Origin of the sequence: Paenibacillus sp. AD87 (assembly GCF_001659845.1) — a bacterium.
Classification (GTDB): Bacteria; Bacillota; Bacilli; order Paenibacillales; family Paenibacillaceae; genus Paenibacillus; species Paenibacillus marchantiae.
The window spans coordinates 1,468,699-1,492,848 of sequence record NZ_LXQN01000007.1; the positions used below are offsets into that span (position 1 = coordinate 1,468,699).

The 24,150-nt window shown below is 44.3% G+C and carries 19 protein-coding genes; 16 read left to right on the forward strand and 3 right to left on the reverse strand.

Going from position 1 to position 24,150, the window contains the following annotated elements; translation table 11 throughout:
* Positions 1-7 precede the first annotated feature (7 nt).
* Positions 8-958: a serine hydrolase domain-containing protein gene (locus gpAD87_RS06730; RefSeq protein WP_442950711.1), complete on the reverse strand. Its 951-nt coding sequence runs from the start codon at positions 956-958 to the stop codon at positions 8-10.
* A 376-nt stretch (positions 959-1,334) separates the two neighbouring features.
* Between gpAD87_RS06730 and gpAD87_RS06735 the strand changes: the two genes are divergently transcribed.
* The 4 genes from gpAD87_RS06735 to gpAD87_RS06750 all read left to right on the forward strand — a co-directional run bounded on the left by gpAD87_RS06735 (position 1,335) and on the right by gpAD87_RS06750 (position 7,043).
* Positions 1,335-3,641, forward strand: a complete 2,307-nt coding sequence (locus tag gpAD87_RS06735) for an ABC transporter permease (RefSeq protein WP_231952460.1) — start codon at positions 1,335-1,337, stop codon at positions 3,639-3,641.
* A 10-nt stretch (positions 3,642-3,651) separates the two neighbouring features.
* Positions 3,652-4,416, forward strand: a complete 765-nt coding sequence (locus tag gpAD87_RS06740; RefSeq protein WP_064637015.1) for an ABC transporter ATP-binding protein — start codon at positions 3,652-3,654, stop codon at positions 4,414-4,416.
* Between the two features lie 28 nt (positions 4,417-4,444).
* The gene (locus gpAD87_RS06745; RefSeq protein ID WP_231952461.1) at positions 4,445-5,770 is read left to right on the forward strand and encodes an MFS transporter; all 1,326 of its coding nucleotides are present in this window, start codon (positions 4,445-4,447) and stop codon (positions 5,768-5,770) included.
* A gap of 199 nt (positions 5,771-5,969) precedes the next feature.
* Entirely contained in the window at positions 5,970-7,043 is a 1,074-nt protein-coding gene (locus gpAD87_RS06750) for an ankyrin repeat domain-containing protein (RefSeq protein WP_064637017.1), read from the forward strand.
* A 134-nt stretch (positions 7,044-7,177) separates the two neighbouring features.
* Here the strand turns inward: gpAD87_RS06750 and gpAD87_RS06755 are convergent, their stop codons facing one another.
* Complete coding sequence (locus tag gpAD87_RS06755) at positions 7,178-8,710, reverse strand: hypothetical protein (RefSeq protein ID WP_064637020.1); 1,533 nt, start codon at positions 8,708-8,710, stop codon at positions 7,178-7,180.
* A gap of 165 nt (positions 8,711-8,875) precedes the next feature.
* Here gpAD87_RS06755 and gpAD87_RS06760 point away from each other — a divergent pair, with 165 nt between their 5' ends.
* From gpAD87_RS06760 to gpAD87_RS06775, 4 genes are all read left to right on the forward strand, one after another.
* Positions 8,876-9,682 carry a helix-turn-helix transcriptional regulator gene (locus gpAD87_RS06760; RefSeq protein ID WP_064637022.1) on the forward strand — a complete coding sequence of 269 codons (807 nt, stop codon included), beginning with the start codon at positions 8,876-8,878 and terminating at the stop codon, positions 9,680-9,682.
* 127 nt (positions 9,683-9,809) lie between these two features.
* On the forward strand, positions 9,810-10,763 hold the full coding sequence (locus gpAD87_RS06765; protein ID WP_064640775.1) for an aldo/keto reductase: 954 nt from the start codon (positions 9,810-9,812) through the stop codon (positions 10,761-10,763).
* Positions 10,764-10,987: 224 nt separating this feature from the next.
* Positions 10,988-11,572, forward strand: a complete 585-nt coding sequence (locus gpAD87_RS06770; RefSeq protein WP_063563127.1) for a cupin domain-containing protein — start codon at positions 10,988-10,990, stop codon at positions 11,570-11,572.
* 170 nt (positions 11,573-11,742) lie between these two features.
* Positions 11,743-12,414, forward strand: a complete 672-nt coding sequence (locus gpAD87_RS06775; protein WP_064637024.1) for a hypothetical protein — start codon at positions 11,743-11,745, stop codon at positions 12,412-12,414.
* Positions 12,415-12,522: 108 nt separating this feature from the next.
* Here the strand turns inward: gpAD87_RS06775 and gpAD87_RS06780 are convergent, their stop codons facing one another.
* On the reverse strand, positions 12,523-13,410 hold the full coding sequence (locus gpAD87_RS06780; protein ID WP_063563125.1) for a LysR family transcriptional regulator: 888 nt from the start codon (positions 13,408-13,410) through the stop codon (positions 12,523-12,525).
* 112 nt (positions 13,411-13,522) lie between these two features.
* On the opposite strand from gpAD87_RS06780, the gene zwf reads away from it, so the two are divergent.
* The 8 genes from zwf to gpAD87_RS06820 all read left to right on the forward strand — a co-directional run bounded on the left by zwf (position 13,523) and on the right by gpAD87_RS06820 (position 24,129).
* Complete coding sequence (gene zwf / locus gpAD87_RS06785; protein ID WP_063563124.1) at positions 13,523-15,040, forward strand: glucose-6-phosphate dehydrogenase; 1,518 nt, start codon at positions 13,523-13,525, stop codon at positions 15,038-15,040.
* Positions 15,041-15,082: 42 nt separating this feature from the next.
* Positions 15,083-15,748, forward strand: coding sequence for a fructose-6-phosphate aldolase (gene fsa / locus gpAD87_RS06790; RefSeq protein WP_063563123.1), 666 nt, complete (start codon positions 15,083-15,085; stop codon positions 15,746-15,748).
* Between the two features lie 60 nt (positions 15,749-15,808).
* Entirely contained in the window at positions 15,809-17,227 is a 1,419-nt protein-coding gene (gene gndA, locus gpAD87_RS06795) for an NADP-dependent phosphogluconate dehydrogenase (RefSeq protein WP_064637026.1), read from the forward strand.
* A gap of 289 nt (positions 17,228-17,516) precedes the next feature.
* The gene (locus gpAD87_RS06800; protein ID WP_064637028.1) at positions 17,517-18,620 is read left to right on the forward strand and encodes a metallophosphoesterase; all 1,104 of its coding nucleotides are present in this window, start codon (positions 17,517-17,519) and stop codon (positions 18,618-18,620) included.
* Positions 18,621-18,990: 370 nt separating this feature from the next.
* On the forward strand, positions 18,991-19,833 hold the full coding sequence (gene licT / locus gpAD87_RS06805; RefSeq protein WP_062328359.1) for a BglG family transcription antiterminator LicT: 843 nt from the start codon (positions 18,991-18,993) through the stop codon (positions 19,831-19,833).
* A 144-nt stretch (positions 19,834-19,977) separates the two neighbouring features.
* Positions 19,978-21,897 (forward strand): beta-glucoside-specific PTS transporter subunit IIABC, encoded by a 1,920-nt coding sequence (locus gpAD87_RS06810; protein WP_064637030.1) that lies wholly within the window; start codon positions 19,978-19,980, stop codon positions 21,895-21,897.
* Between the two features lie 50 nt (positions 21,898-21,947).
* Positions 21,948-23,411 (forward strand): glycoside hydrolase family 1 protein, encoded by a 1,464-nt coding sequence (locus gpAD87_RS06815; RefSeq protein ID WP_064637032.1) that lies wholly within the window; start codon positions 21,948-21,950, stop codon positions 23,409-23,411.
* Between the two features lie 124 nt (positions 23,412-23,535).
* Positions 23,536-24,129 carry a 5' nucleotidase, NT5C type gene (locus tag gpAD87_RS06820; protein ID WP_064637034.1) on the forward strand — a complete coding sequence of 198 codons (594 nt, stop codon included), beginning with the start codon at positions 23,536-23,538 and terminating at the stop codon, positions 24,127-24,129.
* Positions 24,130-24,150 lie beyond the last annotated feature (21 nt).

Here is a 24,150-nt window from a genome sequence, read left to right on the forward strand (position 1 = left end):
AGAAGTTTTATAAGAGTTTCGCCAATTGAGGTGCAATCTGTTTGGGGAATACATCCAGCGGAGGTTTTTCCTTCTTTCGTTTGTCATTGGTGAGCACGACAACGAGTTCCAAAGCTGGGACGATATATACAAATTGTCCGCCAAATCCACGGGCGTAATAATAGTGGAGTATGGAAGTGGGCTGTTCTGTAAACTTAGCTTCTGCAGTTTCGTTAGTATAAGCACCCACCCACCAATGCCAAGCGTAACTACCATGATTGGGTGGAGTAACCGTAATGGCAGGTTTTGTAGAGCGGCTAACATGATCACTCGAAATCATCGACTGCCCGTTCCACATGCCCTGCTGCAAAAACAGTTGTCCGAATTTCAGCAAATCCTCCGGCAACAGCTTTAAGCCAAAACCCCCGGTATGTACACCCTGTGGGTCGCTTTCCCATTCGTACTGTTGGATTCCCAAGGGGCCAAACAGATAACGTTCCGCAAACTCGGCTACGGATATACCTGTACTTTGCATGAGGATGGCAGACAGTATCTGTGATACCCCTGAATTGTATTCCATATATGTACCTGGTACATGACTTAAGCGCTGCTCCAACGCAAAATTCACCCAGTGATCTGTACGAGTCATACGCGGAAAAGAATTCTGTCCTCCGAATTCGTCCCAGTTAAATCCGGCCGTCATGGTTAATAACTGCTCTAACGTAATCTCCGATTTACGTGGGTCAGGGTCTGACACCAGTTGCGGGAAAAAGGTGGAGATTGGAGTAGACGCTTCGGGCAGCCATCCGTGATCCATCGCAATACAGATGAGTGCGGACAGCACACTTTTGGTACATGAATTGATTTTGGCAATATGGGTGCCTGCTTCTTGATTGCGGTAGTGCTCGTATATGATCTCACCACGCATGCTAACTAAACAACTGCGCAGATCCAGTGGCGGGATGATTTGATGCAACATGGATGGTATGGATGAAGGATTCATAGTTTCCTTTCTTATTGGGGAATTATCCCATAAATTGAGTGTTCATTAGAAAAGGTTTGGATCATTATCTTAGCATATGAATAAATAAGTTCTCAATTCATTCTCATCAGACTTCGGGATTAGTAAGAACTGGACCGCAGACTGATTCAGTTGTTCATATTTATTGATACAATCGGGTCACATAATAAATGGGGTTATTTTACAGAAAAAGAGGAACATGAGCTTTGATCAGTAGGGTCGGACATATCGGTAAAAGTAATTACATAAAGTGTACCTGATTATTCCAAAGTAGTGTTCCATACAAAGGAGCTAGTGGTTATTCATGCTATTACGTATGTTGAAAAATGATCTTATGAGGAAAAAAGGAATCAACATCGCTCTATTTGTTTTTATTTTACTGGCGGCTTTACTTGTTTCTTCAGGTACACGAATGATTATGGAGTTAACAAGTTCAATTCACTATTTATTTACAGAATCCAAGACACCTCATGTTGTGCAAATGCATGCAGGTAAATTGGATAAAATGAAGGTGAATGAATGGGCACAGGCCAATGAGATGGTAGATAAACACCAGATCGTAGAAATGATTAATATAGACGGTGCTCATTTGTTTTTTGGAGCGGAGGCGGAGAAAAACAGCATTATGGATCTTGATTTTGTTGTACAAAATCAGGATTTTGATTTTCTGCTGAATCTGGATAGTGAGATTGTGCGGGTGAATGATGGAGAAATTGCGGTTCCCGTTTATTACTTGCAGCAGAAGAAATTGAGCATTGGTGACCGTATTCATATTAAAGATGGTTCTTTCAGCAGAACATACAAGATCGTGGAATTTGTACGTGATGCTCAAATGAATCCATCGATCATTCACTCCAAACGTTTTGTCATCAGTCAGGCTGAATTCCAAACCTTGAAGCAAAATACGGGAGAGTCGGAGTATCTGATTGAATTTCGTCTTAGAGATTCCAAGATGATCAGCGACTTTACCCAAGCCTATCAAAATACGAGTTTGCCAAACGCTGGTCCTGTGGTGAACTACAATCTGTTTCAGTTGTTGAATGCATTGACTGATGGGGTAGTCGCAGCTGTAGTCATTCTGGTCAGTTTGATCTTGATTGTGATCGCTGTACTCTGCATTCGTTTCACCATGCTCGCCACCATTGAAGAAGATTATCGAGAGATTAGCGTCATGAAAGCTATTGGCATATCCGAGAATGATATTAAGAAACTCTACTTGAGCAAATATGTTGTTATGGCAGGATTGGGCTCCATCGCTGGCTTTCTTGCATCACTATGGGTTAACCGTTTGTTCATGTCCAATATGATGCTCTATATGGGGGAAGCTCCCAAAACATGGTTGTACTACGGCATAACCTTGTTTGCTGCTGTCTTCATTTTTGCCATCGTTGTATTTTTCTGCAACCGTGTACTTCGGCGTTTTAATCACATTTCAGTCGTTGAAGCATTACGTTCGGGCAGTATGGGTGAGACAAAAATAAGTCAAAACACACTAAACTTGTCCCAAAATCGGTGGTTATCGGTTCCAGTTTTTCTGGGTTTAAGAGAAGTCATCCAACGAATGAAAATGTTCCGTTTGCTGTTGTTTGTATTTATTATAAGTTCATTTATTATGATCGTACCTATAAATTTCCTCCATACGTTACAAGCTCCTAGCTTCATTTCTTACATGGGTGTAGGTCAAAGTGATATGCGTATTGATCTAAGGCACTCTGAAGATATCGAACAGCGTTACGCTGAATTAATTGATTATGTTCAAAAGGATAAGAACGTACTTCGATACTCACCTCTTGTCACAAGCCAATTCAAAGTGTTGAACAGTGAAGGTAGCTACGATCATTTAAGCGTAGAGACAGGTGACTTTGATGTTTTTCCTTTGTCTTACGTAAACGGCGCGGCACCGAAAAATGAAAATGAAATTGCTTTGTCTGATGCGAACAGTAGTGACATGGAGAAGAAGAAGGGAGATACCTTGGTACTAATCGTAAATGGACAGGAAAAAACAATGACCGTCAGTGGTGTATATCAGGATGTGACCAATGGTGGAAAGACTGCAAAAGCGCGGCTGCCTTATAACAAAGATCGTGTGCTCTGGTATGTCGTAAGTCTTGATTTAAAAGATGACGGTAGTAAAATCTCAGATAAAATTGCGGAATATGAGCAGGCGTTCTCACCTGCAAAGGTGACTGATTTAAAAGGTTACTTATATCAAACGCTTGGAGGAACAATTCATCAGCTTAAGTTGGTTACGGTGTTGGCGTTTATTGTGGCAGTATTGGTTACTATCCTGATCACTTCATTATTCTTGAAAATGCTTGTCACAAAGGATAGCGGTGATATCGCGGTTTTCAGAAGTTTGGGATTTGCCATCTCCACTATTAAATTCAAATATGTATCGATGTCCCTTATTGTTTTGGGTGTAGGGGTCCTTGTAGGAACCATATTATCCAATACGGCAGGCGAGTGGCTGATCAGTACAATAATGGCTTCTTTCGGAGCGTCCCATATAGTTTTTGTCATTGACCCGCTACAGGCGTACGTACTTTGTCCGCTCCTGCTGGCTGCAACGATTATCTGTACCGCTCTAATCAGTATTCAATCCATCAAAGAATCCAGCATTTCCAAAATGATTATCGAATAGGGGGACAACCATGACTATAATCCTGGAAGCCAAAAACGTGAACAAATCGTACAGTACTGGTGAGCGTGAGAAGCATCCTATTTTGAAGGATATTAATTTTCAATTGAAGAAGGGCGAATTTGTCTCGATTATGGGTCCGTCGGGATCAGGAAAATCAACCTTGCTATACAATGTCAGCGGCATGGATCAGGTAAGTAGCGGGAGTGTTTATTTTGCTGGCAAGATAATTTCGGATTTCTCGGAAAAAGAATTGGCACAGCTTCGCTTGAACAAGATGGGATTTATATTTCAGAACATACATCTGTTGAAAAATCTGAATCTACTCGACAATATCATTCTGTCTGCTTATCTGGCCAAAAAAAGCAGTAGAGATTCCATTAATACGCGAGCACTCAATTTGATGAAAAAAATGGGGATTAATGAACTGGCCAACCACAATATCACTCAGGCATCAGGTGGGCAATTGCAACGGATCGCCATCTGCAGGGCACTGATCAATCAGCCTGATATTCTGTTTGGCGACGAACCCACGGGAGCACTGAATTCACGTTCAACCAATGAAATCATGGATATTCTTGGAGACGTTAATTCTTCTGGAACAACGATATTAATCGTTACCCATGATGTCAAAGTCGCAGCTCGATCTGAACGGGTTTTATTCATGATGGACGGCAAACTGGTGGCAGATCGTAACATGGGCAAGTTTAACAAACAGCATGACCTTAAAGCGAGAGAGAGTAGCTTAGGTAAATGGCTAACGGATCACGGGTTCTAACACGGTTAATTGGAGAGGGGTTTATCCAATGAAACAGATGGAGAACAAGTCATTTGGCAAATTTCTGATGGTATGGTTCGGACAGCTCATATCTACAATGGGGATCGGAATGACGGCATTCTCCCTTGGAGTGTACGCATTTGAGAAAACCCATATGGCGACAGCTGTGGCGCTGATTACACTGTTTACCTTTTTGCCTAATATCTTGTTGCGTCCTATAGGTGGAGTCCTTGCAGATCGTTTTGACCGGCGCATGATGATGGTCATAGGTGATCTTGGTTCTGCCGGTGGTCTCGTTTTTATCTGGATCATGATCCTGATCGGAAATATTGACCTATGGTATCTCTATGTTGGCGTCACTTTCAGTTCCGTGTTCTCGGCTATTCAAAGTCCAGCCTACAAGGCTTCAGCCACCGATTTACTCGATAAAGATCAATATTCAAAGGGCAGCGGCCTGATGCAACTCGCCGAATCATCCAAGTTTCTATTTTCGCCCATTATAGCGGGCATTCTGCTCACTATAACAACCATTGAAGTCATTCTGGTCATTAATATGTTGACGTATATGGTTGCCATTCTAGCGGTGCTTGTTATCCGGAAAAGCAATAAAGCAGCGCGAAGCGATGATGAGAGGAAGCCTTGGCTTGTTGAGCTAAACGATGGCTGGATTGAAGTCACGACGAATAAAGGCGTGCTTCTGCTCGTCATTATTATTTCAATCATCACGTTTTATCTTGGATTTCTTGAGACACTCATTGGTCCTATGATCTTATCATTTTCGGATTCAAGGATGCTTGGCACGTTTCTATCTATGAGCGCGATCGGTATGCTGATTAGCAGCCTGTGCATTGGCATGTTCACCATGAGTAAAAAATATTCAAAAATACTTGTTCTGGGTCTGGTTATGTCCGGAATATCATTCTCCCTCTTGGGATTTTCCACCAATATTTTTATCATTATCTTTGCAGGTTTCCTGTTTTTGGCCTCCCTGCCTTTTGTCAATATGAGTGCAGATGTATTAGTGCGTAATAACATATCCAACGAGAAGCAAGGCAGGGTGTGGGGAATCATCGGCATATTATCGCAATTGGGTTTTATTGTATCCTATAGTCTCGCAGGTTTTTTGGCAGACCGTGTCTTCAACCCGCTTTTGGTGGAAGGTGGAGCACTAGCTTCGACCGTAGGATCATATATCGGCGTTGGTCCGGGAAGAGGCATTGCGTTGTTGTTTATTATTGCAGGGGTGTTTGTTATCGTTATTGCAGTCATCACTTCTCAACTTAAATCCATTAAGGGGTTAGAGAAGGGGATTGATATTGTGCCATCAGACCCAACGAATTTAGCGCATGATTGATTGAGTTGGTGTAGTTTAAAGGAGGATGCTTGCCCCGGAATTTTATGTTTCGGGGCTGGTTTGTTTGAAAGGCTTTAGGACTGGAATCATGATTTTGGTAGAGGTTTGTACAAATAAAAAGGATAGCAGGTATACTAATTATAATGAGCATCAGAAGCTTTTAGTCGTGTAGATATTAACCAGAGGGAGGTTACGCCTTTTGTTCAAAATCGGAAACCAAGGTACGTTTGAAACGTTGCCTGATCACGCCATGGCGATTTACAAGGGAGACGTTATCGCTGTAGAAGAATTCATTAGACAGGGCATGGATCTAGAAAAAGAGATTACGCTCAGCAAATACATAGCATTGACGCCATTGGATATTGCTCTAATCACCAATCAACAGGCAATGGTCAAGCTTTTGGTGGATAACGGAGTAAACTTGAATGTAAAGGATAATCCAGCGATCCTTAAGGCGGTCAGATATGGCGGGGAAGAAATCATCCGATATCTGCATCAGAAGGGTGCCAAATTGAACGGGTTGAGCAAGGTGAAGTCGAATGCATATGATGAAGCCTATTACGGTAACAAAAAGAATATAGCCGTTGTGAAAGAACTAGGATTGGATATTCGAAAATACGGAGGAAAAACACTGCGAAGAGCAGTGTCAGACCACGATCTGCAAACCATTCAGTACTTGCTGGATGAGGGGGTAGATATTAACTATAATGAACCGGATATGGTGTATCCCTATAAGGCCACACCGCTTACGATAGCGGCTCGCAACAACAATATGAAGATGGTTCAATTTCTGGTGGAACAGGGGGCGGATGTGACCATTCAGGAGAAGGACGGGGAACGAGCATACACGATTGCGGTCAGTCAGAAGAACGCAGAAATGGCAGAGTATTTGAAATCTCATGAACCACAAGAATTTCACAATTTGAGCAATAAATTGCATGTGCTCAAATCGTACAAACTGCCTGATGCATTAATCCGTTTTCTAACGGAAGGTCCCCGCAGAATCGACTTGCCGGACAATCCGTCCGGCGTGGGATACATCGAATTCTTCCATCTGATCGATACGGTGGAGATGAAGCTGGGCAGACAGAAACTGCTGCGCATATCCTCTGACGTGGAGCAGTACTCCCATATTCTGATCGTCTGGAATCCCAGCAAAAAAATGATTGGCTACGCTGATATTGAACATCAGGAGATTGGAAATATATGTACGATCCCTGAATTTCTAGCTGACCCGAGTAAGAAGCTCACAGAATTTTTCGATCAAATATAACTAAGGATTGATAATGCAATTATTAAATATTTATTCACTAATGTATACGTAAATTAACAAGAAAGAGCCAGATTCTAATGAATCCGGTTTTTTCTTGTATTTCTTGTTCCATTGTTTCTAATTTGCAGTATAAATTAGAAATCCCTCAAATGATCAAACACCTCATATAACGCCTCATGGTTAACTTTAATAGTGCTCTCATTGCCAAGTTCCTGTTCCAGTTGATCAAGCAAGCTCGCAAGAACAACATAGATTTCTTCACGTTCAACCGTTTCAATAAAGCCAGTTTTAGCATCCATTTTGTTGAAGGTTTGTGTGAAGTTTTCAACCATGGAAGATAGCTGCTTCTGGATAAATTCGTTGCTTATCAGGCATTGAGCCAGCTGGCGAATTTCCTTGAGGCATTGTTTGTACAGTTGCGCTGCCTTCTTGGCATGAGCAGACTTTATATGATCCCGTCCGTCCCAGTCTCGAAAAGGATTCGTAAGATTTTCTGCGAGCCATTCCGGTTTTCGCGGTTTACTGATTTCGAGTTCAAGCCCGGCTGCGGCTTCTTTTTTATATCTCGTTTTAATTGATTTGGCAGCTTCTGCTGGCAAACTGGTTAGCCATAGTTTCGATAGTTTCGGGATTTTTTCTGGGTCAGGGAACTGTTCTCCAATGAATCCGAACAAGTCATATGTACTAAATTCCTGTAACGACTTCAAATGCTGAATGGATTCAAGTTGAATCAGACTGCCGGGTTTACCCCACAAACGTAATTCCGTAAGTTCTGGATAAAGATTTACAAGGGGGGCCAAATCCAGCTCCGTGATTTCTCTAATATGTAAGCCATCCAGACGTGGAACTCCGTTGATATGTGGCAGATTTGCAGCAACATTCAAAGTTAACCATTTTCCATCCTCATGAGCATCAATATAAAGGCCAGGAGACAGGTCTCCTGTGAAATTCAGGCTTTTTATCTTGGTATTTAAAGTGAGACGTTCCAATCCGCTGACATCGATGACAAGTTTGGTCAAATGACTCTTACTGAGGTCCAGCGACTTTTGACCGTGGTTTGTGATATGGAGTTCATTGATAATCGGATCCATATTAAGTAAGGGTATCAGTGATTCCGAATATCCGTCCATTTGAATATTTGTCAAACACGGCAGTTTGGCTAGTTCGGACACATCTTCTTCAGATTTCGGTCTGAAATTGCGGATTACACTCGAATTGCGTCTCATCATTTGATTGCCAACCGAAATCTCTTCAAAGTCTTCAGTGGCTTTCTTAAACTGTGTTCTTCTTGTTTCGTCAATAAGTTCCCATTCACGCTGACGATAGAGACTGTTCCCAATCAGCCAGCCTCCCCCATAACTGTTTGTCTGTTCAGTGACAAGCGGAGGGATATTACCTGCGAGAATATAATCGGAAGGGACATTGGCATTCACGAAGCTGTGATCCCAATTGCCTTTCCAAAAATAGTAATTGCAGCTCAACGGTTTCATATCCAGAAGTTCCGTTTCATCGGGCGGCTGATCTCCTGTCCAGTCCAATTGCAGGATTGCGGCAAGCTGGCGGGACCCCTTACTCCCGGTTTCTTTCAGATCAGTTACCTGGCAGGCAGCATATTGTTGTAAACTTTCGACGTATACACAGTAAATGTCTCCGATCGTTGGGACCATGTTGTGCTCCTTTCGTTCTGTATAAATCAATGCTAAGCTTCTTGTAAACTAAGGATTTTGCAAAATGATAATAAAAGAATTATATCAAAGGCGTTCAATCACATCCATTTTGGATAGAGCTGTATTTGAATTCATAGAAATCTGAATATCTAAGGGAGGTTATTTATGACTACAGGTATTAGCCGAAGTAAAACACTAGGTGAATTTTTGAAATCTCGGAGGAGCCGGATTCAGCCAGAGCAAGCCGGGATCACCGGATCGTATGGACAACGCAGAACGCCGGGATTAAGACGTGAGGAAGTTGCCGTGCTTGCGGGTGTCAGTGCAACTTATTATACGTGGCTTGAGCAGGGGAGAGAGGTTAACTCGTCTCGAGAGGTGATGGAAAGTATAGCGGGTGCACTCCAGTTAAGTGAGGAAGAGAAGGGACACCTATTTCGTTTATGGGACCCCAATGCAGAGCATGAATTCCCTGCCTCCTATTCACATCTCGAAGCGGGATGGCAGAGTATCATTAGTCAACTTGCATACCCTTCATTTATTACGAACGAAAGGTCTGAAGTACTTGCATGGAATGAGGCAGCGAATGAGAAGCTTTTTGACTTTTCCTCGATGAACGTGAACGACCGTGTCATGATGCGAATGTTATTTCTAGATGCAACGCTCCGGGAACGTATGCATAATTGGGATGAATTTGCACGACATTCGGTAGCGGTGTTTCGTACGTACTATGACAAGTACCCGGGTGAACCTGAGTTTTACCAGATAGTTCAACAATTGACCGAAGAAAGCACGGATTTTCAAAACATTTGGAGCATGCACCAGATTAAACAGAAAAAAGTCAACCGGATCTTTCTCGAGACAACAGATCGGACGGATGGTATTGCCCATGCCTATGATATCTTTTCCATGAGCAATCTTAACGAACAGTCAGGTATTCATTGTTGTGTGTACATCCCCGTTGTGGAGTGACAATAACGATCAGGGTGGTAATTCTGGTACTAGCATAAACAGACTGTGGTTGGGTCTCTGTTCGTGAAATAGAATGAATACAAGTTCAATATCTTTCTATTTATTAACGAAAAGAGGGAACCACATGATCAAGACAAGAACGTTGGGAAGCGATAAATTGCAGGTATCCGGGCTTGGGCTGGGCGTGATGATGATGCCAGACAACCAAGAATCCGTTCATACAATTCAGGGTGCGCTGGATGCAGGAGTAACGATGTTCGATACAGCCGATCTGTACGGTGAATATGAAAAGCAGCGATTTGGAGGCAACGAAAAATTGCTTGGGCGCGCGCTTAAAGGGCGAAGAGCCGATGCTATTGTAGCGACCAAGTTTGGTATAACACATACCCAGGGCCCCAAGGGAGATCCGGCGTATATCAAAAAATCAGTAGATGCCAGTCTGTACAACCTGGGCATGGATTATATAGATCTCTATTATCAACATCGCCCTGATCCCAATACTCCCATTGAGGAAACGGTGGGAACACTTGCCGATCTGGTACAGCAGGGAAAGATCCGTTATATAGGTCTGTCTGAAGCGTCTGCAGAGACTATTCGTCGTGCGAATGCCGTTCACCCCATAACAGCACTCCAAACGGAGTATTCATTGTGGAGTCGTGAGCTCGAAGACGAGATATTGCCATTGCTCGGTGAGTTGAACATTGGTCTTGTACCCTACAGTCCATTGGGGCGTGGTTTCCTAACAGGCCAGATCCGATCGATAGACGACCTGTCGGAGGACGATTATCGTCGTCATTATCCACGTTTCCAGGGTGAGAATTTCGAGAAAAATCTGGAGGTGGTGCATCTGATCCAAGAGCTGGCTAGGCAAAAAGGATGCACTGCTTCTCAGCTCGCACTCGCCTGGTTACTTGAAAAGGGAGAGCATATCGTTCCGATCCCTGGTACTCGCAGTTTGGAGAGAGTTCATGAGAATCTTGGTGCCCTGCAGGTTTCTTTCACCAATGATGAATGGGCTGAGATTGAACGGATATCTCCCAAAGGATTTGCCGCAGGGGAAAGATACCCTGGTCTTGCTTAATTTAAGCCAAGCCTTTAGATAAAACACTTAACGCCCCAGACCTGTTTTCAACAGGAAGGGGTGTTTTTGTGTTTGACTTGCGAGTGAATGATCTTCTCCTAATTGACAGATGAAGTTACACGGTCGGAAAAATTGCGATGGAACCGTGTCCTCGGTATTATCTCCGCTAATTAGCGCATACAGTACTACAATGAGATGTATGCCCATAAGGAGGAAACAACGGTATGACTAATCCGATTCTGCAAGCCCCGAATGTTCAGTTGGCGGCCGATTCGACAGCGGTGTTGAATTATCAGCGTGATTCGCGCAATTATATTACCCAATTGTTTGGACCGCAGCTGCCTACGATCAAAAATGGATTCTTCAATGTACACATGAGCAAAGGTATTATTGTGCAGCCACACTGGCATACAAATGTGACCGAGATGGTCGTTCTGATCAACGGGGAAATTACCACTTCTGTTTACGATCCGTTCAAGCGGGAGCGGATAAGTTATCACTTGAAGCCAGGCCAGGTTTCGATATTCCCTCAAGGATGGTTTCACTGGTTTGTGGCGGAGACCGATGATGTACACTTGTTGACGATTTTTGATCAACCTACACCGGACATTGTGCTGGGGGCTGACTTCCTGGCTGCAACACCGCCTGAAGTAGCCCATCGTGCATACTGTATTGATGAGGAGGCGTACAGGACGGCAGTGGCATCCATCAAAAATGACGCGATTTTGGGACCGCCGATTGGATGTGTGGATTCTGTTTCCGATCAGGCGATCAAAGCTTCCAAATCTTCCAAAAACTCAAAGGGATAACGTTATTTCGTTCTCCTATCAAATGACCGATTTCAGGCCCGTGACCGGAAAATTTTCCGGTTACGGGCTTAAATTTTGTTCCAATTAACACATTCCGGATTCTCTGTTAAGATAGGCATAACATTGGCTTGTTACAGTAGTAGCACTCAAAGAATGTGGAGGGACGATCCATGACTATGACTGAGCAGGAAATGCTGGAAACCGCGATGAGCTATGCACCTGTATTGATGTTTGATCGAAATGAACCCTTTTACCCGGATTTTGTAGGCGTTTCCATTCTGGATCAATCAGGACCTTCACCGTCATTCGAGCGGGAAATTCATTTTCCGGTTGAGGCGGTCCAATATGTGATTGAATTTTCGATTTGGTGGGATTATGAAATTGGGCATTTGTACGAAATGGAGCATGTGTGGATATATGTGGGCCATGACGGTGAAGTCGTGGACTGTGAAGCCAGCTTCCATGGGAGAGTACTTCGGGGATTGTTGAAGGATCGAGTTAATGTGGTTGGACGCCATGTGTGTCTATACTCGCAGCCAGGCAAACATGCTTTTTCTCCAATCCCTGTGGTGTTTGAATTGTTGCCGGATTTGTATAGTGCAGCAGGCGCCAATGCGGGTTGTGACGGACTGCTCGTGAACGAGATGTTCAAAGGTTATTTCCAGACCAATGAAGAAATTGACGCCAGCGTGCGGAGTTTTCTGCAGACCAAGGCGTTTGTTCCCTCTATGGAGTTTGAGGAGTTTTTGCTTGAGCCGAGTCTATTCATGCCTTGGCAGCAACTGTTTACTATGATTCCTGAGAGAATTGAGAGCAGATTGAGAGAACTTGAATTAAGATGAGAATTGGTAGGTTGTCTACTTAGAAAAATGAATATAGCAAAAAAAGTGCTTCATCATCCTTTTGGGGTGACGAGGCACTTTTTTTGTAGACCAGTAGACCGACGAATCTTAATCCGCCTTGAAAATCAGATCCATAAACCGGTTGGCTGCCAGTGAAATTGGCATATTACGCTTTGTCATGATGCCAACATGTGAAGGGGGCAGGGCTACATCCAGCTGAATTTCGAAGAGAGAGCCTTCTTCCAGCTCTTTGGAAATAAATTCACGGGTGACATACGATATGCCCAATCCCCTACGTGCAAATTCGATTAACAAATCCACACTGCCGACCTCAATCTCAGGTTTGAGCGTGTAGCCATAGCTGTTAAAAAGCTCCGTAATTGCCATTCGAACCCGGCTGTTTCTGGAGAAAAGAATCAGTTGATGCTCCAGCAGCATTTCCAATGTCATAACTTTATCCTTCAGTTGAGCATAACGTTCGCCCGCGACAAAGCAGTCTTTGAGCTGGATACTTTCCCTGACCTCAAGTTGCGGATCAACGATGGGCATCCGTACAACACCCAAATCAATTTTGCCTTCTTTCAAAAACGTGATGACTTCCGGCGTTGTCCCATGACTTAGATGCAGCTTGATGTTAGGGTAGAGCACATGGAATTCTTCCAGATAGGAAAGCATGTAATGCTTGAACAGCGAATCACTGCCACCAATCCTTAGCTCTCCGTTGTCTAAACTCTTCAATGCAGCCATTTTCTCCTCGGCCAGCGAGATCAGAATCTGGGATTGTTCAATATAGGAATACAAACTCACACCTTCCTGTGTTAACGCAACTCCCTTGGAATTCCGGTAAAACAACGTGAGACCAAAGCTTTCTTCCAGCTGTTTGATGGCGTGGCTGACACTTGGTTGAGTAATATATAGCGCTTTGGCGGCTTGGGTCAAACTTCCTGTTTTGGCAGCCCAATAAAATACCTTATATAATTCATAATTTGTTGTCATAGATATCGTCTATAGCTCCTGTGAAATATATTAATTACTTGTATGGCTATGAAACGTATTATAGTGTAACTACAGCAAAGAAACCAGAGTTACTTGGAAGGAGAATAGTGAGATGGAACCAACGAGCATTATTTTATTTGGTGCGACTGGCGATTTAGCCAAAAGAAAAATATATCCAGCCTTATATAATTTATACATTGAGCAGAAACTTCCGGAATCCTTCTCGCTGATTGGCTTAGGACGCAGAGAATGGTCTGATGAATTCTTTCAGGCACAAGTTGAAAAATCATTAAATGAATTTTCCAGACGCCCTGCTGATCCTGAAGTTGTGAAATCATTTGTGCAGGCTTTCCGTTATAGTGTACTGAATATAAGCCATAAGGAAGATTATATAGAGCTGTTAAATTTAGTGGAACAAAGAGAGGCTGAACTTGGCATTCCATCCAATCGTCTGTTCTACCTTTCGGTTGGTCCAGAATTCTTCGAACCCATTGCAGAGAACATTCAGGGTAGTGGACTTGGATCAACTGAGGGCTGGAAACGCCTTGTGATCGAAAAGCCATTTGGACATGATCTACAATCGGCTCGTGATCTCAATCGCAAATTAAGCGAGGCGTTCACAGAAGAAGAAATTTATCGGATTGACCACTATTTGGGAAAACCGATGGTGCAGCGTCTTGAAACCTTGCATCAAAGCAATCCGATCATGAAGGCTTTGTGGAACAACCGTTATATCTCCAATGTGCAGATCACCGCTAATGAGACTGTTGGCGTGGAAGAACGGGCATCCTATTATGATCATGTAGGCGCCGTGCGTGACATGTTCCAGAATCATATGCTGCAATTGCTTATGATGATGGCGATCCAGCTTCCATATAACAGCACCACGGAAAAAGTCGGTTTGAAGAAAAAACACATTATGGAATCGATTCAGCCACTGCAAAAGCAAAACGTGGGTGCAAGTGTCATTCGCGGACAGTATGCTGCAGGAAACATTCAAGGTAAATCCGTTAGCGGTTATGCAGCTGAACCGGGTGTTGCCGAGAATACGATGAATGATACCTTTATTGCTGCCAAATTGCAGATTGATGACTTCTTCTGGCGCGGAGTACCTTTCTATATCCGTACCGGTAAACGAATGAAGGAAAAATCAACTCGCATCGTCATCGAATTCAAGGAACCATCTGGACAGGCTAACGTGGTTAACGGTTCCAAACCGAACCTGCTTGTGATTGAGATGAGTCCTGACCAGAGCATGACGCTGCAGCTGAATGCCAGCGACCCGCAAAACAAAGGGGAGTTCAAACCTGTTCATATCGATCTGTCACCAGATCGTGAGGATCTGGCCGAGGCTTATGAGAACTTGATTCATGACGCATTGCATGGTGATCCAACGTTCTTTGCCCATTGGGATGAAGTAGAACTGTCTTGGGCTTGGGTACAACCTATTCTGGATGCATTCCAGGAGAATTTGCTCCCGCTTCATCTGTACCCGGCTGGAAGTTATGGACCAGCAGAGTCGGATGAGATGCTCGCTGCAGAAGGGCACCACTGGTGGTTTGACCAACCTGCCGATCAGCAGGCTGAAGATGATATTGAAGTTCCTTTGGCTGTTAATGCAAATCTGTAACATAAAAAAACAATAAAACACATCCCTTGGAGGTAATTGAATATGAAATTTTTCATCGATACAGCAAACTTGGTAGACATCAAAAAAGCATACAAAATCGGCGTCCTGTCTGGTGTAACAACGAATCCTTCTCTGGTAGCCAAAGAAGGCGTGAAATTCGAAGACCGTATTGAAGAGATTTTGCGTGAAGTACCTGAAGTTGAATCCGTATCTGCGGAAGTAACACCAGATGCGATCACAGCTGAAGAGATGATTGCTCAAGCAGACGAACTGATCAAAATCAATAACAACGACAAAAACATCACAATCAAGCTGCCAATGACACTTGCAGGACTTGAAGCTTGCCGATACCTGACTAAAAAAGGTGTGAAAACCAACGTAACGTTGATCTTCACAGTGAACCAGGCGCTGCTAGCTGCTCGTGCTGGTGCAACATATGTATCCCCGTTCCTGGGACGTCTTGATGACATCTCCGAAGATGGTGTGCAATTGGTTGCCAAAGTTGCTGAGCTGTTCCGTACACATAACCTGGATGCACAGATTATTGCAGCTTCTGTAAGACATCCGGACCACGTTACACGTGTAGCAATGGCAGGAGCACATATCGCTACTGTTCCATTCTCCGTCATTGAACAAATCTCCAAACACCCGCTGACAGATCAAGGTATGGAGAAATTCGCAGCAGACTGGAAAAAAACAGTTCAGTAATAACGGATTGTTGATCTCGAATTTTAACCTACTATATATAAAGAGTATTGGGAGGACATAATGAGTAAACAACAGATCGGTGTCATCGGACTTGCAGTAATGGGTAAAAACCTTGCCCTTAATATTGAAAGCAAAGGATTCTCGGTATCGGTATTTAACCGTTCCCCGGAGAAAACGAACGATCTTCTCAAAGAAGCCGAAGGTAAAAACCTGACAGGCGCATTTACGATTGAAGAGTTCGTAGCTTCCCTGGAATCTCCGCGCAAAATCCTGATCATGGTTCAAGCGGGTAAAGCAACGGACGCAACCATTGAACAACTGCTGCCACACTTGGACGAAGGCGACATCATCATTGATGGAGGTAACGCATACTTCCCTGACACCCAACGCCGCAGCAAAGATCTGGAAGCCAAAGGCTTCCGCTTCATCGGTGCAGGTGTATCCGGTGGGGAAGAAGGCGCTCTGAAAGGCCCGGCAATCATGCCAGGCGGACAAGAAAGTGCGTATGCGCTCGTTGAACCCATTCTGACAGCCATTTCCGCTAAAGTAGGCGACGATGCTTGCAGCACTTATATCGGACCAGATGGTGCCGGACACTATGTGAAAATGGTGCACAACGGTATCGAATATGGGGATATGCAGTTGATCGGTGAAGCATATCACTTACTCAAATCCGTTCTGAATGTGTCCGTTGAAGAATTGCATGCAATCTTCTCTGAATGGAACCAAGGCGAGCTGGATAGCTACCTGATTGAAATCACGGCAGACATCTTCTCCAAATACGATCCGGAAACCGGCAAACCAATGGTTGATGTCATTCTGGATGCAGCTGGACAAAAAGGAACAGGCAAATGGACGAGCCAAAGCGCGCTGGATCTCGGCGTACCATTGTCCATGATTACGGAATCCGTATTCTCCCGTTTCCTGTCTGCAATGAAAGACGAACGCGTAGCAGCAAGCAAAATTTTGAACGGACCAGCAACTGAAGCATTCTCTGGCGACAAAAAAGCGTTCATCGAAAATGTGCGCAAAGCGCTGTTTGCAAGTAAAATCGTATCTTACGCACAAGGTTTTGCTCAAATGCGTGCAGCTTCAGACGAATATGGCTGGGATCTGAAATACGGCAACATCGCCATGATCTTCCGCGGTGGCTGTATCATCCGTTCGCAGTTCCTGCAAAACATCAAAGAAGCATATGACAAGGACGCAGAATTGAAAAACCTGCTTCTGGACCCATACTTCCAAAACATTGTTGAATCCTACCAAGGTGCATGGCGTGAAGTCGTTGCAGCTGCGGTAACTCAAGGAATTCCAGTTCCTGGATTCTCAAGCGCGTTGTCTTACTATGACAGCTACCGCACTGAGCGTTTGCCTGCGAACCTGTTGCAAGCACAACGTGACTACTTTGGCGCTCACACATTCAAACGTGTGGATAAAGAAGGTTCATTCCACTTCCAATGGATGGACACCAATGAGTAATATGTAATTCGAGATCATTCAGCATTCCTGTGCTCGTTCATGATGTTAGTTAGTCATGAGCGGACGCAGGAATGCTTTTTTATACAGATGACAGGCTATGGGTCGATGTATCGCCTAATATATAATGATTGAAATTTAAGTATTCCAAATTGTAATAAATTGTACGCATCTGAGGAATGGAAACAGATGTCCTCACCCCTTTAACTACGTTATACTTGTGCAGATGGACTGGAATTTGGTTAAGAGAAAATTCAGCAATCAACTTATTGACGTGGAGGTTAACGGAAGCATGTTCGTACTTGCAGGCATCTTGTTTTTGGTAGTGTACGGTTTATTAGTGTTTTACATAGGACGGAGCGGATGGAGCTGGATGAAGCCGGTTGTATCTGCGAGATTTCGTTGGTTTTACATCGTTGCGCTCGTATTTCTTGCAATTTCTTTCATACTGGCAAGGTTGTTTGGAAGTATTTCCTTCCTGAGTGTTATCGGTTCATACTGGCTTGCAATCTTTTCACTGCTGTTATTGATCCTGCCGGTGGTTCATATAACGTTGTGGTTACTTAGACTAACTCGCATCCCAAGACATTCTGCTCATAAATGGGCAGGTGTAGTGACCCTCGTGCTGTTGCTGTCCACGCTGGGCTATGGTATCTATAACGCCTATAGTCCAGTCGTAAGACAATACAACATTCACATTGATAAAAAAGTGGAAGGTGTCGACAGCCTCAACATTGTTATGGCTGCAGATATGCACTTTGGTCTATTGTCCGGTCCTGCTCATGCTAAACGCATGGTGGAAGAAATTAACGCACTGAAGCCGGATTTGGTACTGTATCCTGGTGATATTATCGATGATAACCTGGATATGTATCTCAAGAGTGGGATTGCGGATATTATTAGCGACATTCAGGCTCCTTACGGGGTGTACGCCTCACTGGGCAATCACGACAAGTATAATGGTCCGATCGAGGATTTGATTGCTGCTCTGGAGAAGAGTAATATGCAAGTTCTGTATGATGATAAAATTACATTGGATGACAAGATCACCCTAATTGGACGCAAAGACCGGACAGAGAAGGATCGTTCAGAAGTAGAGACATTGATGCAGGATACTGACTTGAGTAAGCCTGTGCTCATGATGGATCACCAGCCTTATGATTTGGATATTGCGGAACAAAACCATGTAGATTTGGTTGTGTCTGGTCATACCCATCGTGGTCAGATCGCACCCGCTCAGTTTATTACACAGGCCATCTACGAGAATGATTGGGGTTATCTGCAAAAGGGCTCCATGCACTCCATCGTAACCTCTGGATTTGGCTTCTGGGGACCTCCGATTCGCACTAGCAGTCGTTCGGAGATTGTACAGATTAATGTGATGTTCCAACAATAATTAGCGATATGAGTAACAGTGAGCCCTTCGGAAGAAGGGCTCCTATTTGTGCTCAAGTCAGATGAGTTACCGTGAAAAGAAAACATTCCCACGTTGAGTAGAAGACTTCTCCAGTTTGTTTCTGTATCAACATGTACATATTAAGACTGCATACCCTCCAACGTGGAACTGTAGGGAAATATTTCTTGAAAGCAAGACGAAGTAAAATAGCAGTGGTAGCATTTTGGGTTGACACCGTTTTCAGGTTGTGATAGATTATACCCGAGGCTTGTTACCGGTAATGCGGGCAAAACCACTATGGAAATGATTTTATTATTTCTATTTTGGTTTTGCCCTTTTTTAATCCTCAAAAAAAACAGGTGGGTCCATAATGATTATTAAACAGATATTTAATAACAATATTGTCAGTACCGTGGATGACAAAAATCAGGAACTGCTGATCCTCGGCCGGGGTATCGGGTTTAAGTTCAAGGCAGGCGATGAGATTGATGAAGAGCGGATTGAGAAAGTATTCCGGCTTCAGGATGCATCGATCTATGAGAAGTTCAAGTCCATCGTCACGGAAGTGCCGATCGAAATCTTGCAGGCGACAGATGATATTGTGACACTGGCACGTACGCAATTGAACAAAACCATCAGTGACGGGATTTATGTCTCACTGTCGGATCACATTCATTTTGCTGTCCAGCGTCTGGAAAAAGGAATGATTACACGCAATCCGCTCTCCTGGGAAGTGCAGCATTTCTACAAGGCCGAGTTCGACGTGGCCCGGGAAGCGCTCACCCTGCTGAAGGAAAGACTGGATGTGGAGTTTCCGAAGGATGAAATATGCAACATAGCACTGCATTTCATCAATGCGGAAGTCAATGATTCCATGAACGATGTCACTCATTTGATGCAGCTGCTTCAGGAGATCATGAACATTATCAAATATCACTTCAATGTCGAATTGGATGAAGATAGCGTCAACTATTTCCGTTTCATTACTCATTTGAAGTATTTCTGCCAACGGGTAATTACTCACTCGTCACATGACGATGCGGAGGAGTATTTATACGAGGTTGTACGGAAAAACTATCCCGAAACCTTCAAATGTATCGGCAAGATTGAGACTTTTATCCATAAGAACTATCAGTATGATATGACGCATTCGGAACAGTTGTATCTGACCCTTCATCTGGAGCGGTTAATGAAACCGAAGCGTGACCAATGAAATATCAGCACATGAACCAGAACCGAACTAAATATCAAATGGGCTTGTTACTGTTCAATCAGGCAATACCCGAATGAATGACACGTAGAAGACGTGGCTATTTGTTCGGGTATTTTTTATTGGAAAAATGAGGAGGAAATGATCATGAAACATCAGGAAACGGCACAGGAAATCATCAAAGCCGTTGGGGGAACAAACAATATCAACTCGGTGTATCATTGCGTCACACGACTGAGATTTGATCTGAAAAATAACGATAAAGTGGACAATAACTCACTCAAGAAGCTGGATAAAGTCATGGGAACGAATATCTCAGGAGATCAATTCCAGGTGATTATCGGGAATGACGTGTCCAAAGTATTTGATGCTATGGTGAAGGAACATCCGGCAATACAGCAAAGTACAGAAAATAAACAGCCTAAACCGGAAAAAAGTAAAAATGTAATTCTTAATATTTTTGAGACGATTGCGGGTGTCTTTGCACCAATGCTGCCAGCGATTACAGCTGCGGGTATGCTCAAGGGATTGCTTGCATTATTCGTATCCCTGGAGTGGATGTCAGCAGGCACTGACACGTACCGTATCCTTTCCGCCATTGGGGATGGCGTATTCTACTTCCTTCCGCTGCTAATCGCAGTTAGTGCCGCTCGTAAATTCGGCAGTAATCCGTTTGTAGCCATTGCGCTAAGTACTGCGCTGATGTATCCCGATATGGGCGCATTGCTATCCAGCGGTGAATCGGTTGCGTTTATTGGCATTCCGGTAACGGCTGTCAGCTATGCCTCATCGGTTATTCCGATTTTGCTTGCCGTATGGCTGATGTCTTATGTTGAGAAATGGGTTGACCGCGTTATTCCAGCAGCATTGAAGTTGCTGCTTGTGCCACTGATTACCTTGCTTGTTATGGTTCCGGTAACACTAATTGCGATCGGTCCACTGGGAACATTTGTAGGTAGCGGCTTGTCCGGTGGTATTAACTGGCTGCTGAACGAAGGCGGATTAATTGCAGGGATTGTTCTGGGCGGCGCGATGGCGCTCATTATTATGACAGGTATGCACTATGCGCTCGTACCGATCATCCTGAGCAATATTGCTACATTAGGCTTCGATAAATTCTTGCCACTGACGTTCATCTCCAATATGGGACAGGCCGGAGCGACGTTGGGCGTATTCTTCCGTGCAAAAGACAAAAAGCTCAAAACCGTTGCATTGTCCACCAGCTTTACAGCTCTGATGGGTGTAACCGAGCCAGCTATGTACGGCGTAAATATGAAATATAAAAAACCGTTTGCCGCTGCGATGATTGGTAGTGCAGTGGGTGGCGGATTCGCTCTTGCTTTTGGAGCCAAAGCTTATGTGCTTGCAGGTAACGGTGGTCTTCCGGGTCTACCATCCCTGATCGGGCAAACCTTCTGGTACTCCTTTGGCGGTATGATTCTTGCCTTTGTCGTGGGTGCAATTATGTCTACTGTGTTCGGGATCAAGGAAGAAGAGGGCGATGCCGAGGCGTTGGCTCAATTCTCACCAGGCGCTTCTACGGCACCAGCGGCAGCACCGTCCAACAATGATGCAACTGTGAACGTGGACGATATGGGTGCTCCAACACCAACGAGTGATGCGGTAGCCATTGCACCGATGACGGGTCAAGCGATCGCACTCAAAGAAGTCAATGATCCAACGTTTGGCGATGAATTGATGGGTAAAGGTGTGGCATTTATTCCAACGTTGGGCGAACTGGTGTCACCAGTTACAGGTACCATCATGAATGTGTTCAAAACGAAACATGCGATCGTGGTCCGCAGTGATAACGGAATGGAGCTTCTGATCCATGTGGGGATCAACACTGTGAAACTGCGCGGTCAGTATTTTGAGGCCCATGTCGCTACGGGAGCACGTGTACAGGCCGGAGATAAGTTACTCACGTTTGAACTTGATCAAATCGCCAAGGAATATGACATTACAACGGCGATGGTCGTTACGAATACAGCAGATTACAAGCAGGTTCTGCCTGTGAAATTGGGTGCAATTACAATCGGTGAAGAAGTATTGAGAGCTGAAATTTAAAGTCTAAAGACGAACTTAAGACGACATCAATAAGAAGAGGAGAGATACGCATGATCAATCGACAAGGGTTTCCAGAAGGTTTTCTGTGGGGCGGCGCAATTGCTGCCAACCAGGCTGAAGGTGGATTTGATGCAGGGGGCAAAGGCTGGTCCACAGCGGATATGGTTCCTTATTTTGAGAAAAAGGATTACACCAACCTTAGAGAACTGATGCACGTGACCAGTGCAACGGTTGAGAAAGCGATGGCTCACCACAGTGCGAAGGGATATCCGAAGCGTTACGGTATTGATTTTTATCACCGCTTCAAAGAGGACATTGCGTTATTCGCCGAGCTGGGCTTCAAGACATTCCGTCTATCCATCAACTGGCCGCGTATTTTCCCGAACGGGTACGACGCAGAGCCGAATGAAGAAGGATTGCGTTTCTATGATGAAGTATTCGACGAATTGCGGAAACACAATATCGAACCTCTCGTGACGCTCTCTCACTATGAAATGCCGATGTCATTGGTATTGAAGTACAACGGCTGGGCAGGACGGGAAGTTATCGGACATTTTGTAAGATACGCCGAGACTGTCATGAATCGATACAAAGACAAGGTGAAATACTGGCTGACATTTAATGAGATCAACACGACCATTATTGAGCCATTCACGGGTGGAGGCATCATTGAAGATCGTGTCGATAACGTGATGCAAGCTTCCTATCAAGCACTTCACCATCAGTTTGTTGCCAGCAGTCTGGTAACGCAGAAGGCGCGTCAGATTAACCCGGACTTCCAGATTGGCTGTATGCTTGCGCGCATGATTCACTACCCGGCAACGTCGAAGCCGGAGGATGTATTGCAAGCTCAGATCGATAATCAGCTGAACCTGCTGCATACCGATGTACAGGTGCGAGGCAGTTATCCAACCTTTATGGCTCGTTATTGGGCTGAGCATGGCATTTCCATTGCGATGGAAGCAGGAGACGAAGCAATTATGAAAGAGCATACGGTTGATTTCATCTCGTTCAGCTATTACACATCGCTGGTATCCGCAGTGAATCCGGAGGAATATGGAGTAACTGGAGGCAACCTCTACAGCACGATTAAGAACCCGAACCTGGAGCGTACAGAATGGGGCTGGCAGCTTGATCCGATTGGACTTCGTGTGGCGTTGAAAGAGCTGCATGATCGCTATCAATTGCCCTTGTTTGTCGTGGAAAACGGACTCGGGGCCAAGGATACGGTAGAGGCCGATGGTTCCATTAATGATGATTATCGGATCGATTATCTGAGAAAACATATTACACAAATGAAAGAAGCAGTCATGGATGGGGTAGACCTTATGGGTTATACCAACTGGGGTGCGATTGATATCATCAGTGCGTCCACTTCGGAAATGTCCAAGCGTTATGGCGTAATCTACGTCGATCAGGACGACAACGGACAAGGCACATTGAATCGCTATAAGAAAAAGAGCTTTGGTTGGTATCAGAACGTCATCGCTACGAATGGCGAAGATTTGGGTTGATTTCGGGGGCAGTCCTTGCGCAGCGGTTATTGCGGCGCAGGGGCCGCTTTTTATTTTGAGCTCAAAAAGGATAGCGCTGTTACAACGATGATGATATACTGTGATCCTATTGGAGGGGATCAAGATGAAGAAACCTATTATTGCTGTAGATATGGATGACACCATATGTCATCTGGTCAAGCGAGCCATCTATCATAACAACATCAACTTCCCAACCCATCCGCTGCGATATGAGGATATGATACATTGGGATACATCCCATATGCGCCATCCGGAATGTACACATGATGTATTTTACGGTCGGCCAGGGCTGTTTGAGGAACTGGAGATTTACGATGAATATGTAGTAGAAGAGGTGGAAAAGCTCCATCAAGCCTATGATCTGCTGATCCTAACGGCGGCTGAGCCCAAAACGGTTGTTGAGAAGTGGAATTGGCTCCAGAAGCATATGCCATACATATCTCCAGAACAGTTTATAACCTGTAAACGGAAGAACTTGATTAACTTCGATCTGTTAATTGATGATGGAGCACATAACCTGATACCCGCGCTGAATGACGGAAAAAAAGTCATCTGTATCCCTCATCCATGGAATATAAACGAACGGGAGCAGCATCAATTTCCATTGATGACCTCTTGGAAAGGTGCAAAGGCTTATGTAGATCGTCTGCTTGAAACAGAGCGTGAAGAGAGCAAGTTTGATCCTGTAAAGAAATGAACCCTGAGAAGGAACAGAAGG

Excerpts from the sequence above, each read along its gene's own strand:
- gpAD87_RS06815 (WP_064637032.1), top strand. The coding sequence starts at position 21,948 with ATGATCAATCGACAAGGGTTTCCAGAAGGTTTTCTGTGGGGCGGCGCA.
- licT (WP_062328359.1), top strand. The coding sequence starts at position 18,991 with ATGATTATTAAACAGATATTTAATAACAATATTGTCAGTACCGTGGAT.
- gpAD87_RS06800 (WP_064637028.1), top strand. The coding sequence starts at position 17,517 with ATGTTCGTACTTGCAGGCATCTTGTTTTTGGTAGTGTACGGTTTATTA.
- gpAD87_RS06810 (WP_064637030.1), top strand. The coding sequence starts at position 19,978 with ATGAAACATCAGGAAACGGCACAGGAAATCATCAAAGCCGTTGGGGGA.
- gpAD87_RS06775 (WP_064637024.1), top strand. The coding sequence starts at position 11,743 with ATGACTATGACTGAGCAGGAAATGCTGGAAACCGCGATGAGCTATGCA.
- gpAD87_RS06735 (WP_231952460.1), top strand. The coding sequence starts at position 1,335 with ATGAGGAAAAAAGGAATCAACATCGCTCTATTTGTTTTTATTTTACTG.
- gpAD87_RS06745 (WP_231952461.1), top strand. The coding sequence starts at position 4,445 with ATGAAACAGATGGAGAACAAGTCATTTGGCAAATTTCTGATGGTATGG.
- fsa (WP_063563123.1), top strand. The coding sequence starts at position 15,083 with ATGAAATTTTTCATCGATACAGCAAACTTGGTAGACATCAAAAAAGCA.
- gpAD87_RS06780 (WP_063563125.1), bottom strand. The coding sequence starts at position 13,410 with ATGACAACAAATTATGAATTATATAAGGTATTTTATTGGGCTGCCAAA.
- zwf (WP_063563124.1), top strand. The coding sequence starts at position 13,523 with ATGGAACCAACGAGCATTATTTTATTTGGTGCGACTGGCGATTTAGCC.
- gpAD87_RS06740 (WP_064637015.1), top strand. The coding sequence starts at position 3,652 with ATGACTATAATCCTGGAAGCCAAAAACGTGAACAAATCGTACAGTACT.
- gpAD87_RS06760 (WP_064637022.1), top strand. The coding sequence starts at position 8,876 with ATGACTACAGGTATTAGCCGAAGTAAAACACTAGGTGAATTTTTGAAA.
- gpAD87_RS06755 (WP_064637020.1), bottom strand. The coding sequence starts at position 8,710 with ATGGTCCCAACGATCGGAGACATTTACTGTGTATACGTCGAAAGTTTA.
- gpAD87_RS06770 (WP_063563127.1), top strand. The coding sequence starts at position 10,988 with ATGACTAATCCGATTCTGCAAGCCCCGAATGTTCAGTTGGCGGCCGAT.
- gpAD87_RS06820 (WP_064637034.1), top strand. The coding sequence starts at position 23,536 with ATGAAGAAACCTATTATTGCTGTAGATATGGATGACACCATATGTCAT.
- gndA (WP_064637026.1), top strand. The coding sequence starts at position 15,809 with ATGAGTAAACAACAGATCGGTGTCATCGGACTTGCAGTAATGGGTAAA.
- gpAD87_RS06730 (WP_442950711.1), bottom strand. The coding sequence starts at position 958 with ATGTTGCATCAAATCATCCCGCCACTGGATCTGCGCAGTTGTTTAGTT.